Here is a 13,084-nt window from a genome sequence, read left to right as displayed (position 1 = left end):
TCGAGCGAGAATACGTTCTGGTCCCGGTCGCTCATCACGCCGGCTTTCTGGTACTCGGCCACGCGCTTCTCGAAGAAGTTAGTTTTGCCCTGCAGCGAAATCATCTCCATGAAGTCGAAGGGGTTGGTGGCGTTGTAGATCTTGCGGTAGCCCAACGACACCAACAGGCGGTCAGCCACGAACTCGATGTACTGCGACATGGCCTGCGCGTTCATCCCAATCAGGTTGACCGGCAGCGCATCGGTCACGAACTCCTGCTCGATCTGCACCGCGTCGCGGATGATGGCGTGCACGCGCTCCTCGGGCAGCTTGTTCACGAGGTATTGCTGGTAGAGCAGGCAAGCGAAGTCACAATGCAGGCCTTCGTCGCGCGAGATGAGCTCGTTCGAGAAGGTCAGTCCCGGCATCAGGCCGCGCTTCTTGAGCCAGAAGATGGAACAGAACGAACCGGAGAAGAAAATGCCTTCCACGGCCGCGAAGGCAATAAGGCGCTCGGTGAAGTTCTCCGAGTTGATCCACTTGATGGCCCACTCGCCCTTCTTGGCCACGGCCGGCACGGTTTCCAGCGCGTTGAAGAGGTAGTCCTTCTGCTTGGGGTCCTTGATGTAGGTGTCAATCAGCAGCGAGTACGTCTCGGAGTGAATGTTTTCCATCATCACCTGGAAGCCGTAGAAGCAGCGAGCCTCGGGCATCTGGACCTCCTGCATGAAGTTTACGGCCAGGTTCTCGTTCACGATGCCGTCAGAGGCCGCGAAGAAGGCCAGCACGTGCGAGATGAAGTGCCGCTCGTTGTCGTTGAGGTTTTCCCAGTCTTTCTGATCCTGCGACAAATCGATTTCCTCCGCCGTCCAGAAGGAGGCTTCGGCTTGCTTGTACATCTGCCACACGTCGTCGTTCTGAATCGGGAAGAGGACGAAGCGGTTGGGATTTTCAACGAGTAGTGGTTCCATGAGCTGGGACAACAGATGATGAAAGGTCAGAAAAGGCGGGCCGAAACCCAACGGTTGGGGTGCCAACCAACCCGGAGTGGCAATTGTTCGGCCCGGCCGCAACAGTGCTTGCTGCGGCCGGGCCGAACTCAAAGATAGGCCGAGCTAGTCGACCGGCGGGCCTTTTTTGTCTGTTAAATTTTCGCTAAGCGGCTGAGTGCAAGTGAAGCAGCTTTCGCGGAATCAGCCAATAAATCTTTAGAAAAGCTTGTTTTTGACAAAAGTTTTCCACAATTGCAGTGTGGACAAGGTTAGTTGTCCACAAATTCGTATTCGCGTACTCGCGCTGCGCGTTCCTGCAATAAGTGTCAAGCAAGGCCAAAGAGACCGATACCAAGCACTATTTCAGGCGAGTAAAAGAGGATTAGTGAGTTATGTTTGGTTTTATGGAATAGGCCTTGTACTTTTGCCTTCCATTTTCAGAAACCCTGCGGAAAACCGATGTACGCAATCGTAGACATAGCCGGCAAGCAGACCAAGGTCGAAGCCAATAAATTTGTGTACGCCCACAAACTGGCCGGCAACGTCGGCGACGAAGTAGAATTGGGCAATGTACTCCTGACTGACAACAATGGCGCGCTGAGCATTGGCGCTCCGTTCCTGTCCGAAGTCAAAGTAAAAGGCACCATCTTGGCCCACGTTCGTGGCGACAAGCAGATCGTGTTCAAGAAAAAGCGTCGTAAGGGCTACAAGAAGCTCAATACGCACCGCCAGGACTACACGAAAGTAATGATCAACAGCATTGGCTAATTATGAATTGAGAGTTGTGAATGCTGCATAGGGTGCGCCCGAACAGCCAATTCATAATTCAGCGTTCATAATTCCTAATCCCCAAATACCATGGCACACAAGAAAGGCGTTGGTAGCTCCAACAACGGCCGCGAATCGCATTCCAAGCGTCTCGGCGTGAAACTTTACGGTGGTCAGCTGGCCATTGCCGGCAACGTAATCGTGCGTCAGCGCGGTACGAAGCACCACCCCGGTCAGAATGTGGGTATCGGCAAAGACCACACCCTGTTCGCACTGATTGACGGCACGGTTCAGTTCCGCAAAGGCCGCAAAGATCGTTCGTTCGTGACGATTGTGCCGGTTGGCACGGAAGAAGTAGCTGCGTAAGTAGCCACTCCGATAGCAATCAAAAGCCCGCCTTTACCGGCGGGCTTTTTGTGTTTTCCTTGCCCGAAGAAGTTTGGTGCCTGAATAAGGCCTTTCTGCATTAGGATGACAGACGACTGGTTATTGTTGCCCGACTTAGTGGCCAGCCCATCCGTCGGCTTCTGCCAGCGCATAGAGTACCGGGCGGCTGGGGCTGGCATCAAGCTCTAGCATGGTCACCTGCAAGTTGAGCAGGTATAAACCATCGGCCACCGAATCGGGCACGAAGATGAGCTCGGTGATGGTGGCAGTGCGGCGGGTATCGTGCGGGTACTGCCAGAAAGCGTGGTGGGCGACCAGCGTGCCGTTGTCCAATTCGCGGTCTACACTGGGAAGGTCAATCAGCAAGTGCTCGATGCCCTGTTCCACTAGGTATTGCGCTAGCTCTGCTGAGATGTACGGCGGGTTTTGGCCGGAGTACTGCCGGCTGCGCTTGCTGTCGTCGTTGGGCAGGGTGCGCAGAATGAGGGCTTCGGGCGGCACCGGAGCAGCTGCTAATAGCGGCTGTACATCGGATAGCTCCACCACCAAGTCACCATCGAGGCGCTGGTGCGGCGCCACGGTTATCAGCCAAGCGACGAAGTGAAAACGTTGCAGGCAGCTCGGAAGCGTGGCCGCATCAGGGCTGATGTGGCCGTAGCACTCCGTATGCGTGCCGTTGCCGTGGGGCGTGAGGTGCACGCGCTTGTAGTTAGTGCTGCCACCTTCGGCCACGCTGCCCACAAACTCACCCACGCGAATCACTTCAAGCTGCACTGGCTCGGCCCAAAAGCAGTTCACCTGATCCGGCCCGGGTGCCAGCGGCAGCGCAATATCAAGCGGAGCGGCCGGGTTGAAGTTGAACGAGCGGCTGTGGTACTGGATGGTGGCTGAGAGCATAAGCAAGGTAAGCTAAGGAAGTAGTGAATAGGAGAGAAGCTAATGAGCGGTTACCGTTTCACAAGCTCGAGGCTTCACCTTTCAACAATGGGTGGCTCGGCAGTAAAGTCCGATGCCAGTTTGTTCAGAATACGGCTCAGGTCATCGGCGCGGCTGTATACCATGAAGTGCGTGCCGCCTTGAATAAGGTATTCCACTTTGGCTGGGCCGGGCGGGAATACCCGGTCGTGGGTACCGCGGATTTGCACAGCGGGCCCGACGTGGCTGCTGTCCCACTTCAAAAGGCTCCGGATAGCCCAGCGGGTATAGCGGGGTTCTTGGTCACGCAGGATGGACTTAAACAGCTGGTACTCGTCGCCGCCGTTTACTCCGAAGTACCACTGGCCCGCCCGCGGAAACAGCTTTAGCAGTTGTGGCGGCACCCAGTGCTGTACGCCGGTGGCCCGAATTAGCTTGAGCAGCGGCGGCAGGTGGTCGGCGGCCGGGATGCTGGATACCAAAGCCACCAAAGCTAGGGGCCGCAGGCGTGCCATTTCTAGAGCCACCGTGCCCCCAAACGATACGCCCACCAGCCAGCAGCGCTGGTCCAGCGGAATCGGCTCGGCCATGCGGGCCGCGTAAGCCGGCAGCGGCTCGTTCGGGTCGGCGGGAGGCAACCACTGCAGCACGTGCGCGGTGCCCTGCAGCTGCGGAATCAGTTTGACGAAGATGCGCTCATCGGCCCCGAGGCCGGGAATCAGGTAGAAAACCGGTTGGGGAGCGGTGGCTTCAGGCATCGAGACGTCGGAAAATGCCTTCGAGGTAAAAGACGTTATCGGCCGCCGCACGTTCCTCACTCTCTTCCTCGTTGTCCTCGTCTTCGAACTCGTCCTCGTCGGCGGGGTAGGTGAAGGAGAGCTTCAGAGCAATGCCCGGCAGGGTGAACGGCTCGTCGCCTTCCTGGGTGTATTCGAGCAGGCAGGGCCGGGGGGCGGTGGCCAAGGCATCAGCTACTTCTTCCTGCAGCTCTCCTGACCGTACGCCAGCCTGGCGCAGCAGCAGATCCAGCTGCGCGAAGGGCAAGCCGAGGTGAAAAAAGTAGGTCTGACCGTCGAACACAGTAGTTGCCCACAGCGTCACGTCGTCGGTATTATCGAAGACGATGGCGCGTACTTGCACTTCCTCCACAAAAAAGTCCGCGCCGTACTCGACGGCGTCAATGAGTCGTTGCATGCGGGTACGCGGGTACTGGGTAATTGAATCGGAGATAAATACCGTAAGATTTACGGAAAAGCCATGCGTTTGCGGTGAGCGGAGGGCGGTTTTTTTGCCGGTTCGGGGCAGTGTTGCTGAGTGTCAGACGAGTAATAAAAGGATATATCTACATGTAGCGCGGACTTAGTAGTCCGCGTCCGCAGATAGTAACTCCAATCGTTCAGGCCGCGCTCAGGACACCGGCTGCAAAGTCTGCGCTGCTCTCATGCTGCGGTGCGCTATTCCAAGAACAGCTCCAGCGTAATCTGATCGGCTAGCAGCTTGCCGCGGTCGGTGAGGCGCAGGGTGTCGTGGCTGATGGTGGCCCAGCCGTCATGTTGCAACTGCTGCAAGTAAGCGGGGTGTGCAGCTAGCAAGTCCACACCGAGGGCTTGACGCAGATGGGCCAAGTTGCAGCCGGCAGCGGTGCGTAGGCTGGTCATCAGGTACTCGTTGGCGCGGTCGGTGGGAGAAAGGTCTTCGCGGGTAGCAGGCAGTTCGCCACGTTCCAGCAGGCCCTGCACGTACTGTGCATTGCTAGCCACGGTGTACTGCCGGCTCCTGCCATCAAAGGAGTGCGCGCTCGGGCCGAGACCGAGGTAAGGCACGCCTTGCCAGTAGCTGCTGTTGTGGCGGGAGTAGTGACCGGGCCGGGCGAAGTTGCTGATTTCGTATTGCTCGTAGCCGGCGGTGCCGGTGGCCGCGAGCAGCATCTCAAACTCTTGGGCCACAAACTCATCGGGCGAAGGCTGGAACTTGCCTTTCTTCAGCTGGCGGCCAAATACCGTCTGCGGTTCGATGGTGAGGGCATAGCAGGAGAGGTGCGGCACCTGCAGGTCCACCGCCTCACGCAGGTCTTGCTCCCACACGCGGTGGTCGTCGGCGGGCACGCCGTAGATGAGGTCGATACTCAGGTTGTGAAAGCCCGCGTCTTGGGCCGTGCGCACGCAGCGCCGCGACTCTTCGGCTGAGTGGGCACGGTTCATCAGGCGTAGGTGAGGCTCGTGAAAGCTCTGCAGGCCGATGCTCAGGCGATTGACCGGCGAAGCGGCTAACTCGCGCAGCTTGGCGGTGGTGAGGTCGTCGGGATTGGCTTCGAGGGTGATTTCCGCGTCGGCCGCCACATCGAAGTACTTATAAATGGCTTCGAACAAAGTCAGCAGCTCGGCTTCCGTCAGCAGGGAAGGCGTGCCGCCACCAAAGTAGATGGTGTTCAGGCCCGCGCCACCTAAGTAATCGTGACGTAGCTCTATCTCGCGCAGCAAGGCCGCGATAACCTGCGGCTTGCGGCCCAGCGAGGTGCTGAAGTGGAAGTCGCAGTAATGACAAGCCTGCTTGCAGAAGGGAATATGGAGGTAGAGTCCGGCCACGGAGTAAGGAATTGCTAAGATTGCACAACAGTCGCGCGAACTTTGTAGTTCGGGTGTTGCATGCGTCATTTGGCCGAGGCCTAGTGCTGGCTCTGCCCGCGGTACGATCAGCTTCAGGATAGGGCAAAGCCCGGCATCAGCCTAATAAAACGAACCCGCAACCGGGGGGCGGAAATGAAATCCGCTCCGGCCGCGTTAATGCCTGCAAATGTATACCCGCGTCGTGCGCTTCCTGCTGTTGGTACTGCTGCTGAGCTGGATTCGGCAGGGAGCGGCGTGGGCCCAAACAACTTCGCCGGTTACCGAGCCCAACCTGCCCGCTACTCAGGCCCCGCCGCTTCCACCGCGCCCCGCTGCCCGGCCCGATTCTGCTCAGGCGGCGCGCCGCCTGGCGCCAGTGCGGCCCAAGGTGGTGCGTATCCTGACCGAAGCCGCCGATCAACCCTTGCTGCGCCGCTACCGCCTGCGCCTCAGTGCAGCCGATACCCTAGAGGCCTTGCGCAATGTGCGGCAGCTTCTGCTCGCGCTGCAAGCCGACGCGTACCTCACGGCTTCTGCCGATACCATGTACTGGCGCGCCGATACGCTGGCCGTGCGCCTGTACGTGGGCGAGCAGTTTCGCTGGGCCCGCCTACAGCGCGGCAACGTGGGCGACGATATGCTGGGCCGCACCGGCTTCCGTGAGCGGCTCTACGCCGGCCAAGCCCTAGTGCCGGCCGAACTGGCCCGCTTGCAGCAGCGCATTCTGGAAAATGCGGAAAATGAAGGCTACCCCTTTGCTCAAGTGCGTCTCGATTCGGTGCACCTGAGCGGCTCGGATATCAACGCCCGCCTACTGCTGGACCGCGGCCCCGTAGTAGTCTTTGATTCCTTGCAGATCATCGGCAATACCAAAACTAAAAAGCGCTTCTTGACCAAACTGCTGCAGATTCAGCCGGGCCAGCCTTATAGCCAGCAGCGCGTAGACGATGCCGCCCGCTTGCTGCGCCAACTGCCCTACGTGCAGCTCAAAGCCGACCCCGAAGTGCGCTTTGCCCGCGGCCGGGCGCGAATGTATCTGCTGCTCGATGACCGCAACGCCAATCAGTTCGATGCCATTGTGGGAGTGCTGCCCAACCCCAGTGCTACGGCGGGGCAACGACGCGTGCAGGTCACTGGCGACGTGACACTGAACCTGCGCAACATCGGCGGGGGGGGCAAGCAGTTAGGCGTGCAGTGGCGCAAAGTAGAAGCCAGCTCGCAAATTTTGGATGCGGCGTATCAGCATCCCAATTTTTTCGGCTCGCCGCTCGATGTCAGCGCCACCTTCAACCTGTTTAAGCAAGACAGCTCTTTTCTGACCTTGCGGCCGCGGCTACAGATCGGCTATCCAGCGGCTCGGGCCGGCCGGCTGAGCGTGTTCGTAGAGCAGCGAAACTCCCGCCTACTGGCCCGACGCGGCCTACGCACCCTTCAAGCACTGCCTGAAAACGTGGATTCACGCTACACCGCCTACGGCCTCGATTTCGTGCACGCTTCCCTGGACGATCCGCTGTTTCCGCGGCGTGGTCTGCTTTTGCTAGCCCAGGGCGCCGTCGGTAATAAGGTTATCAGCCGCAATGCCGATGTGAGGCCTGAATTGTACGACGGCCTGCCGCTGCGCTCGACGCAGGTAACATTCAGCGGCCGGGCGGAGCGGTACTTCCGCCTCGGGCCGCAAAGCGTGCTGCTCACGCGGGTGCGCGGCGAAGCCCTGCTCAATCGCCGCTTGTTTCTGAACGACCTGTTTCGCCTTGGAGGGCTGGCCACGCTGCGCGGCTTCAGCGAATTGCAGTTCTATGCGGCCCAATACGGTGTGGGTACTGTGGAACTGCGCCAGTTCACCGGGCCCGATGCTTATGTGTTCCTGTTTGCCGATCAGGCTTACCTGCGCCGTGCCCTGCCCGGCGACCTGGGTGAAGATGCTCCCACCGGTTTGGGCGCGGGCTTGAGCTTCCGGACTGGGGCCGGCTTGTTTCAGTTTGTGTATTCCATCGGGCGCACCAACAGCCAGCCGTTTTCCTTTAGCAATTCCAAGATTCACTTCGGCATTACCAGTCGGTTCTGAGTAGCCTAGAGTTGCGTAGTAGCGGTGTCAGCCGGCTGCGCTGTCTTGTCGTCATCAGGATTGGTGCTGTGCGTAGTGGTCGGCGAGTCCGTGGAAATCTGGTCAGTGTCGCGCTGGTTGCCATTGCAGGCCGCGAGTGAGGCGCCAAGCAATAGGATAAGGGCGCAGTAGGTGCTGGTCCGTTTCATCAGGAAAAGGCAAAAGGTGGTGGGCATGCTTACGCAGAAATTGACCGCCATGGCTGGGCGATTACCGAAGGAATAAGAACTGTGGAGGGCAGCCGCACGCAGCGCTCCGCCTATAGATGGTCAAATTTTTAGTGCTGATAATCAGTGCGAAAGCATTTAAATTAACATATTCATAATACAGGTGTGTGCAAATCCAAAAAAGGCTTCTACTTTTGCATCACCAAACAGTGCGGGGTGGAGCAGTTGGTAGCTCGTTGGGCTCATAACCCAAAGGTCACTGGTTCGAGTCCAGTCCCCGCTACCTCGAAAACGGCCTCAGTAAGACAAGTTCTTGCTGAGGCCGTTTTGCTTTTCTAGTGGTGCATCGGTAGCGCGGGAAATGATAATCACATAATGATGTGAACAAGATGCGATAGGCCCGGGTGGTACGTTACGTTTGTCAGGCTAATTGCTGCGGCAACTGGCTTTTTTCCCGCCTCTCAACCTACCTATTGCTATGGAAACGATGCATGCCCCAGCCATATCGGCTGGCTGGGCCACTTTGGTGGCTGAAACCGATGCTCTAAGCTTATTCCGGCGCTGGCTGGATGAGGCTCCTGTGGACGGGCCCGTGCCTATGACGCTGGCCACGGTACGCGACGGCCGGCCCTCGGCCCGCATTGTGTATTTGCACGGTGTGCCTACCGAGCAAGCGGGCTTTCGGTTTTTCACCAATCGTACGAGCCCCAAAGTCCAGGAAATAACGGATACTTCTTACGTGGCGCTAACCTTTTACTGGCCCACGCTGGAGCGGCAGGTGCGCGTAGAGGGCACAGTACGCCCCATTTCTGGCACAGATGCGAATGCCGTATTCGCGAGCCGCCCCCGGGCTAATCAGATCGGCCTGTGGGCTTCCCCGCAAAGCCAAGCACTAAGTGGCCCGCAGGAGTTGCAGGCTCGGCTACAAGAAGCCATCGAGCGGTTTGCCCAGCAGCCGATCATTCCACGGCCGTTGCACTGGGGCGGATACAGTGTGCATGCCGACATGCTGGAATTTTGGGCGGCTAACCCCGGCGACCTGCCCTGCCGCCTGCGCTTTGAGCGCACGGCCGGGGGCTGGGAGCAAGTATGCTTGGCCCCCTGAGCATAGCCGAAAACGGGCTGCAATGAGCCCTGCTGTTTAGTTATTTACTGGGCAGCAGGGCTCAGCTGTGTGTCGATTTCAGCCACAAAGCGGCACCTGCTAGCCTAGCCCGGCACAAGGTTGACATCACTTGGTGCTGCCGCTTCATCCGCTTTTTTTATCGGTTCACCCCCCTGATTCCACCCTTCGGTTAACTAGGCATTGCCCTCGGCACTCAAAACGGCCTTCTTTGCTACCGTTAGCGCTTTCGGGCTGCTCCGTAGTAGCTAAATAGATATGGGTCAATCAGAAGCCATTTTCTTGCCCGAAGCAACCTAACGCTTAGTAAATCCATCTGATAGCCTGCCGAAATCATCCATTGCTAAAGCCTTTTCTTTTTCCCGATGGCACGTACCGCTGACGTTCGCTTTACATCGTTAGAAAAACAATACGGACTGGCCAACAAGCTCCTGTGGGCTTGGGCAGCAGCAGGGGCCATGTTGGCAGCAGGAGCCGTGGTATTGGCTTAAGCAGGTAGCCTTAGGCCGCCCAGATAGCTGGCTGTCCGGCCTTTAGGCTGGCTTCGGCGGCTTTGTGCATGGCCGGACTGCGCCTTACCTGAGAGGGTGCCACGCCGAATTTTTTGCGGAAGGCTGTCGCAAAATGAGCGGCATTGGTGAAGCCTACCGATTCGGCTACTTCCTGCACGGGCTGATCGGTAAGGGTGAGCAACTGCTGCGCTACGGTAAGCCGGCGCTCGGCCACGTAACCAAAGACGGTGGTGCCAAACAGCTGCTTGAAACCTTTCTTCAACTTAAAATCATTGGTGCCGAATTGCCGGGCCAGATCCATCAGGCTTGGCGGGTTGGCGTAGTGCTGATCAAGATAGGCCTGGATGCCATAGAACAGGTCGCGTTCCTTGGTCGACATGCGCGTGACGATGCGCGCGAACTGTTCCTGCTGCTCGATGAAGAGGTCCAAGAATCGGGCTTCCAGAAACATCTTTCGCAACGGACCCGAGTAGGGGCAGTTGGCAATCTGTTGGGTGAGGACGTGTGCAGTAGGCGTGGCCAGCAAGCCATCGGGCAGCATCACGAAGGGCTCGGCGCGGCCCAGCCACCGCTCGTGTATGCCCATCCACTCCGCATTGCTGGATACCAGCTTCTGAAAGAAGTTGTGGGTGATGTGGATGGTGAAGGTGTGATAGTCCTGCTGCTGGGCCTGAAAGGTGTAGTGGTTACGGGTGGTTTCGTCGCCGACGATGTTCTGGTGACCACCCATTAGATCCAAAGGGCGTCGGGCGCAGGAGCGCGAATGCAACGACCCGTCGAACTGATACAGCATTCCAATCCACGGCTGGTGCACGTCGAGCTCCGCCTTTAAGGGCTCACGCAGTTGCCCGGTGGCTTGGGTAAGCTGCATGCCGTCGATAAAATAATCCACGAAGGAAAGGTGGCTGCCGTCGTGCCCGGTCCATTTGGTGCGGGCATGAACCACGTCGCCGTCTTGCTGCAGATCCGTCTGGCACTGATCGGAAAATTCCGCCGAGCGAAAATTGAAAAAGGTGTCCATAGCTTAACGCAACGAAGGTAAATCTTTCGCACCAAGAAGCTTGCGGCCTTACTGCTTCGGCATATCAAGAAAGTAAATCCGTTTGAGAAAAGAACTACTCCGTCTGGCGAAGGTGTGAAAAGCCTTGGGCGCTGAACATTTGCAACGAAGTTCCTCAAGCCCCAACCACCGCAACCGTTTCGGCCGACCTGCCGGGCGCCCACCGGTAAATCTTGATGGCAATCAAGGTTCCGCAGCCAGCCCCGGCGGAGTTTTGCAGAAACATCTCCGACTATGAACGCACAGCTTTTCCCTTCCCCGAAAACCTGGTTTCAGAGTTCCCCCGCCAATCGGTTGAAGCCTGTGCTGGCTTTGCTGAAAGCTTTGCTTGAACCCGCGCCCCCACAGGAGCCCGGCTGCTCCAAGCGCTATGCCGAGCTGTGCCAGCAGCAGCTGCGCGCTACGCGGTTGTTCTGGCTGTGCTCGGCTTGTCTGCTGGCCTATGTGGTGCTGGCCGCTTGCCTATAAAGCCTTTGCTTAGTCCCTGGGCCTTGCGCCAGGAATAAGTTCAGAGAGGCAGCCGCTGGCCTTTCTTTAGCTCGTATTTAGCTGGGCTGAAGAAGCCAATGCACAAAGCGGAGGTAACCTCTCGGCCCTGCATGGGGTACACGATATCTCCCGCCGGCCCCTACGGACACAGCCGGGGGCTTTCGTGTATGAGCAGCAACCGACACACTTACGACCTCGGCGTAATCGGCAACTGCGCCTACTTGGCGCTGATTCACAAAGACACCAGCCTGCAGTGGCTGTGTTGGCCCCGTTTCGACAGTGGCTTCGTTTTCGGCAGTTTGCTGGACCGGCAGCAGGGCGGCGAGTTTTCGCTGCAGCCGGCCGAGGGCGACTTCGGCACGCACCAATACTACCTCGACAACACCAACGTGCTGTGTACTGAGATAGAAACGGCCGAGGGGCGCTACCGCGTGACGGACTTTGCGCCGCGCTTCCCGCAGTACGAGCGGTACTACAAGCCGCTGATGCTCATTCGCAAAATCGAGCCATTAGCAGGCATGCCACGGGTGCGGGTTATCTGCAAACCTGTAGGCAACTACGGGCTGACGCCGCTCAGCCCGCGGCGCAGCTCCAATCACATTGCGTTTCTGGGCCTGCCCGAGGAAATCCGCCTCACCACTAACGTACCGCTGAGCTACATCCTCGACGAGCAGGACTTTGCCCTCACCGAAACCAAGTACCTCGTGCTGACTTACGGAGCGCCACTGGAAGCTTCTCTGGAAAGCACCTGCGAACGGTTCCTGCGCGACACCGTGCACTACTGGCAGCAGTGGGTAAAAAGCATGAGCATCAGCAATTTCTACCAGCCGCAGGTGATTCGTTCGGGGCTGGTGCTGAAGCTGCACCAGTACGAGGATACCGGGGGCATCATTGCGGCCACCACTACTTCCCTGCCGGAGGCGCCGGGCTCGGGTCGTAACTGGGACTACCGCTTCTGCTGGATGCGCGATACCTACTACATCCTCACGGCCTTCAACAACATCGGCCACTTTGAGGAAATGGAGCAATACTTCCATTACATAGCCAACATTTCCACCAAGGTCTACGACAAGTACCAGCCGCTGTACGCTATCAGCGGGGTATCGGAGCTGGTGGAGCAGGAGCTGACGCACCTAGCGGGCTACCTTGGCAATAAGCCGGTGCGCATCGGCAACGACGCTTACACCCACATACAGAACGACGTGTACGGGCAGGTGCTGGTGGCGCTGCTGCCGCTGTATGTCGACCGCCGCTTCGTGTCGCGTGACCGGGTGCACTCCGATAAACTGATGTACGACGCGCTGTCGTTTATCGACCGCACCATGGAGCAGCCCGACGCGGGCCTCTGGGAATTCCGCACGCTGGCCCAGTATCACTCTTACACTTATCTGTTTCATTGGGCGGGGGCGCACGCGGCTTATAAAGTGGCCAACACGCGCGGTAACGCGCCGATGGCGCAACTGGCCGAACGGCTCATGCAACAGGCCAAGCAGAAAATCGAAGCCTGCTTTGACCCACAGCGTGGCGTGTACACCAACGCCATCGGCTCGCCGCACCTCGATGCCAGCACCATGCAGCTCATCATGATGGGCTTCCTGAATCCGAACTCAGAGGTGGCGCGTACGCACTTGGCAGCCCTAGAAAAAGAGCTCAAAACAGCCGAGGGCCTGTTCTACCGTTACCGCCACGCCGATGATTTCGGCGTGCCCGAAACCACCTTCCTCATCTGCTCCTTCTGGTACATCGAGGCGCTGGCCTGCGTTGGCCGCCTCGACGATGCTACCCGCGAGTTTGAGAAGCTGCTCGGCTACACCAACCATTTGGGCCTGCTAAGCGAAGATGTGGACGCGCGTTCTGGCTCGCAGTGGGGCAACTTCCCGCAAGCTTATAGCCACGTGGGCTTGGTGAATGCCGCGTATCGCATTTCGAAAAAGTTGGACCAGCCTAATTTCCTATAGCGTTTCGGTGTTTTCCGCCGTAGC

13 protein-coding genes and 1 tRNA gene are annotated in these 13,084 nt (G+C 58.3%); 7 read left to right on the top strand and 7 right to left on the bottom strand.

Translation table 11 applies throughout. The annotated features are described in order from the left end of the window. The coding region (locus tag AC5FXY_RS22220; RefSeq protein WP_493558926.1) for a ribonucleoside-diphosphate reductase small subunit at positions 1-950 on the bottom strand (950 nt) is incomplete at its 3' end. A gap of 480 nt (positions 951-1,430) precedes the next feature. On the opposite strand from AC5FXY_RS22220, the gene rplU reads away from it, so the two are divergent. Together rplU and rpmA are read left to right on the top strand one after the other, a co-directional pair. Beyond that, on the top strand, positions 1,431-1,739 hold the full coding sequence (gene rplU, locus AC5FXY_RS22215; protein ID WP_493558925.1) for a 50S ribosomal protein L21: 309 nt from the start codon (positions 1,431-1,433) through the stop codon (positions 1,737-1,739). Between the two features lie 90 nt (positions 1,740-1,829). Then, on the top strand, positions 1,830-2,105 hold the full coding sequence (gene rpmA / locus AC5FXY_RS22210; RefSeq protein ID WP_493558924.1) for a 50S ribosomal protein L27: 276 nt from the start codon (positions 1,830-1,832) through the stop codon (positions 2,103-2,105). A gap of 135 nt (positions 2,106-2,240) precedes the next feature. Here rpmA and AC5FXY_RS22205 read toward each other — a convergent pair whose 3' ends face one another. From AC5FXY_RS22205 to hemW, 4 genes are all read right to left on the bottom strand, one after another. Next, the gene (locus tag AC5FXY_RS22205) at positions 2,241-3,023 is read right to left on the bottom strand and encodes a cyclase family protein (RefSeq protein WP_493558923.1); all 783 of its coding nucleotides are present in this window, start codon (positions 3,021-3,023) and stop codon (positions 2,241-2,243) included. Positions 3,024-3,097: 74 nt separating this feature from the next. Next, complete coding sequence (locus tag AC5FXY_RS22200; protein WP_493558922.1) at positions 3,098-3,799, bottom strand: alpha/beta fold hydrolase; 702 nt, start codon at positions 3,797-3,799, stop codon at positions 3,098-3,100. Further along, positions 3,792-4,235, bottom strand: a complete 444-nt coding sequence (locus AC5FXY_RS22195; protein WP_493558921.1) for a hypothetical protein — start codon at positions 4,233-4,235, stop codon at positions 3,792-3,794. The genes AC5FXY_RS22200 and AC5FXY_RS22195 overlap by 8 nt, the downstream gene beginning before the upstream one ends. A gap of 260 nt (positions 4,236-4,495) precedes the next feature. Beyond that, positions 4,496-5,626 carry a radical SAM family heme chaperone HemW gene (gene hemW / locus AC5FXY_RS22190; protein ID WP_493558920.1) on the bottom strand — a complete coding sequence of 377 codons (1,131 nt, stop codon included), beginning with the start codon at positions 5,624-5,626 and terminating at the stop codon, positions 4,496-4,498. A gap of 208 nt (positions 5,627-5,834) precedes the next feature. On the opposite strand from hemW, the gene AC5FXY_RS22185 reads away from it, so the two are divergent. After that, a complete protein-coding gene (locus tag AC5FXY_RS22185; protein ID WP_493558919.1) occupies positions 5,835-7,712 on the top strand; it encodes a BamA/TamA family outer membrane protein in 1,878 nt (625 codons plus the stop codon). 5 nt (positions 7,713-7,717) lie between these two features. Here the strand turns inward: AC5FXY_RS22185 and AC5FXY_RS22180 are convergent, their stop codons facing one another. Further along, the gene (locus AC5FXY_RS22180) at positions 7,718-7,927 is read right to left on the bottom strand and encodes a hypothetical protein (RefSeq protein ID WP_493558918.1); all 210 of its coding nucleotides are present in this window, start codon (positions 7,925-7,927) and stop codon (positions 7,718-7,720) included. A gap of 201 nt (positions 7,928-8,128) precedes the next feature. Between AC5FXY_RS22180 and AC5FXY_RS22175 the strand changes: the two genes are divergently transcribed. Both AC5FXY_RS22175 and AC5FXY_RS22170 read left to right on the top strand, forming a co-directional pair. Beyond that, positions 8,129-8,201 (top strand) — tRNA-Met (locus AC5FXY_RS22175). Between the two features lie 195 nt (positions 8,202-8,396). Next, entirely contained in the window at positions 8,397-9,023 is a 627-nt protein-coding gene (locus AC5FXY_RS22170; protein WP_493558917.1) for a pyridoxine/pyridoxamine 5'-phosphate oxidase, read from the top strand. Positions 9,024-9,542: 519 nt separating this feature from the next. On the opposite strand, the gene AC5FXY_RS22165 is transcribed toward AC5FXY_RS22170, so the two are convergent. Continuing rightward, a complete protein-coding gene (locus tag AC5FXY_RS22165; RefSeq protein ID WP_493558916.1) occupies positions 9,543-10,574 on the bottom strand; it encodes a helix-turn-helix transcriptional regulator in 1,032 nt (343 codons plus the stop codon). 273 nt (positions 10,575-10,847) lie between these two features. Between AC5FXY_RS22165 and AC5FXY_RS22160 the strand changes: the two genes are divergently transcribed. Beyond that, on the top strand, positions 10,848-11,081 hold the full coding sequence (locus AC5FXY_RS22160; protein ID WP_493558915.1) for a hypothetical protein: 234 nt from the start codon (positions 10,848-10,850) through the stop codon (positions 11,079-11,081). Positions 11,082-11,269: 188 nt separating this feature from the next. Next, a complete protein-coding gene (locus AC5FXY_RS22155) occupies positions 11,270-13,060 on the top strand; it encodes a glycoside hydrolase family 15 protein (protein ID WP_493558914.1) in 1,791 nt (596 codons plus the stop codon). Positions 13,061-13,084 lie beyond the last annotated feature (24 nt).

The sequence above is a fragment of the Hymenobacter sp. FMD4 genome, from assembly GCF_058932745.1.
Note: the sequence above shows the minus strand (reverse complement) of the source record. Positions and strands in the feature narration are given on the sequence as shown.

Coding starts and splice junctions, on each gene's coding strand:
- rplU (WP_493558925.1), top strand. CDS start 1,431: ATGTACGCAATCGTAGACATAGCCGGCAAGCAGACCAAGGTCGAAGCC.
- rpmA (WP_493558924.1), top strand. CDS start 1,830: ATGGCACACAAGAAAGGCGTTGGTAGCTCCAACAACGGCCGCGAATCG.
- AC5FXY_RS22205 (WP_493558923.1), bottom strand. CDS start 3,023: ATGCTCTCAGCCACCATCCAGTACCACAGCCGCTCGTTCAACTTCAAC.
- AC5FXY_RS22200 (WP_493558922.1), bottom strand. CDS start 3,799: ATGCCTGAAGCCACCGCTCCCCAACCGGTTTTCTACCTGATTCCCGGC.
- AC5FXY_RS22195 (WP_493558921.1), bottom strand. CDS start 4,235: ATGCAACGACTCATTGACGCCGTCGAGTACGGCGCGGACTTTTTTGTG.
- AC5FXY_RS22185 (WP_493558919.1), top strand. CDS start 5,835: ATGTATACCCGCGTCGTGCGCTTCCTGCTGTTGGTACTGCTGCTGAGC.
- AC5FXY_RS22180 (WP_493558918.1), bottom strand. CDS start 7,927: ATGCCCACCACCTTTTGCCTTTTCCTGATGAAACGGACCAGCACCTAC.
- AC5FXY_RS22170 (WP_493558917.1), top strand. CDS start 8,397: ATGGAAACGATGCATGCCCCAGCCATATCGGCTGGCTGGGCCACTTTG.
- AC5FXY_RS22165 (WP_493558916.1), bottom strand. CDS start 10,574: ATGGACACCTTTTTCAATTTTCGCTCGGCGGAATTTTCCGATCAGTGC.
- AC5FXY_RS22160 (WP_493558915.1), top strand. CDS start 10,848: ATGAACGCACAGCTTTTCCCTTCCCCGAAAACCTGGTTTCAGAGTTCC.
- AC5FXY_RS22155 (WP_493558914.1), top strand. CDS start 11,270: ATGAGCAGCAACCGACACACTTACGACCTCGGCGTAATCGGCAACTGC.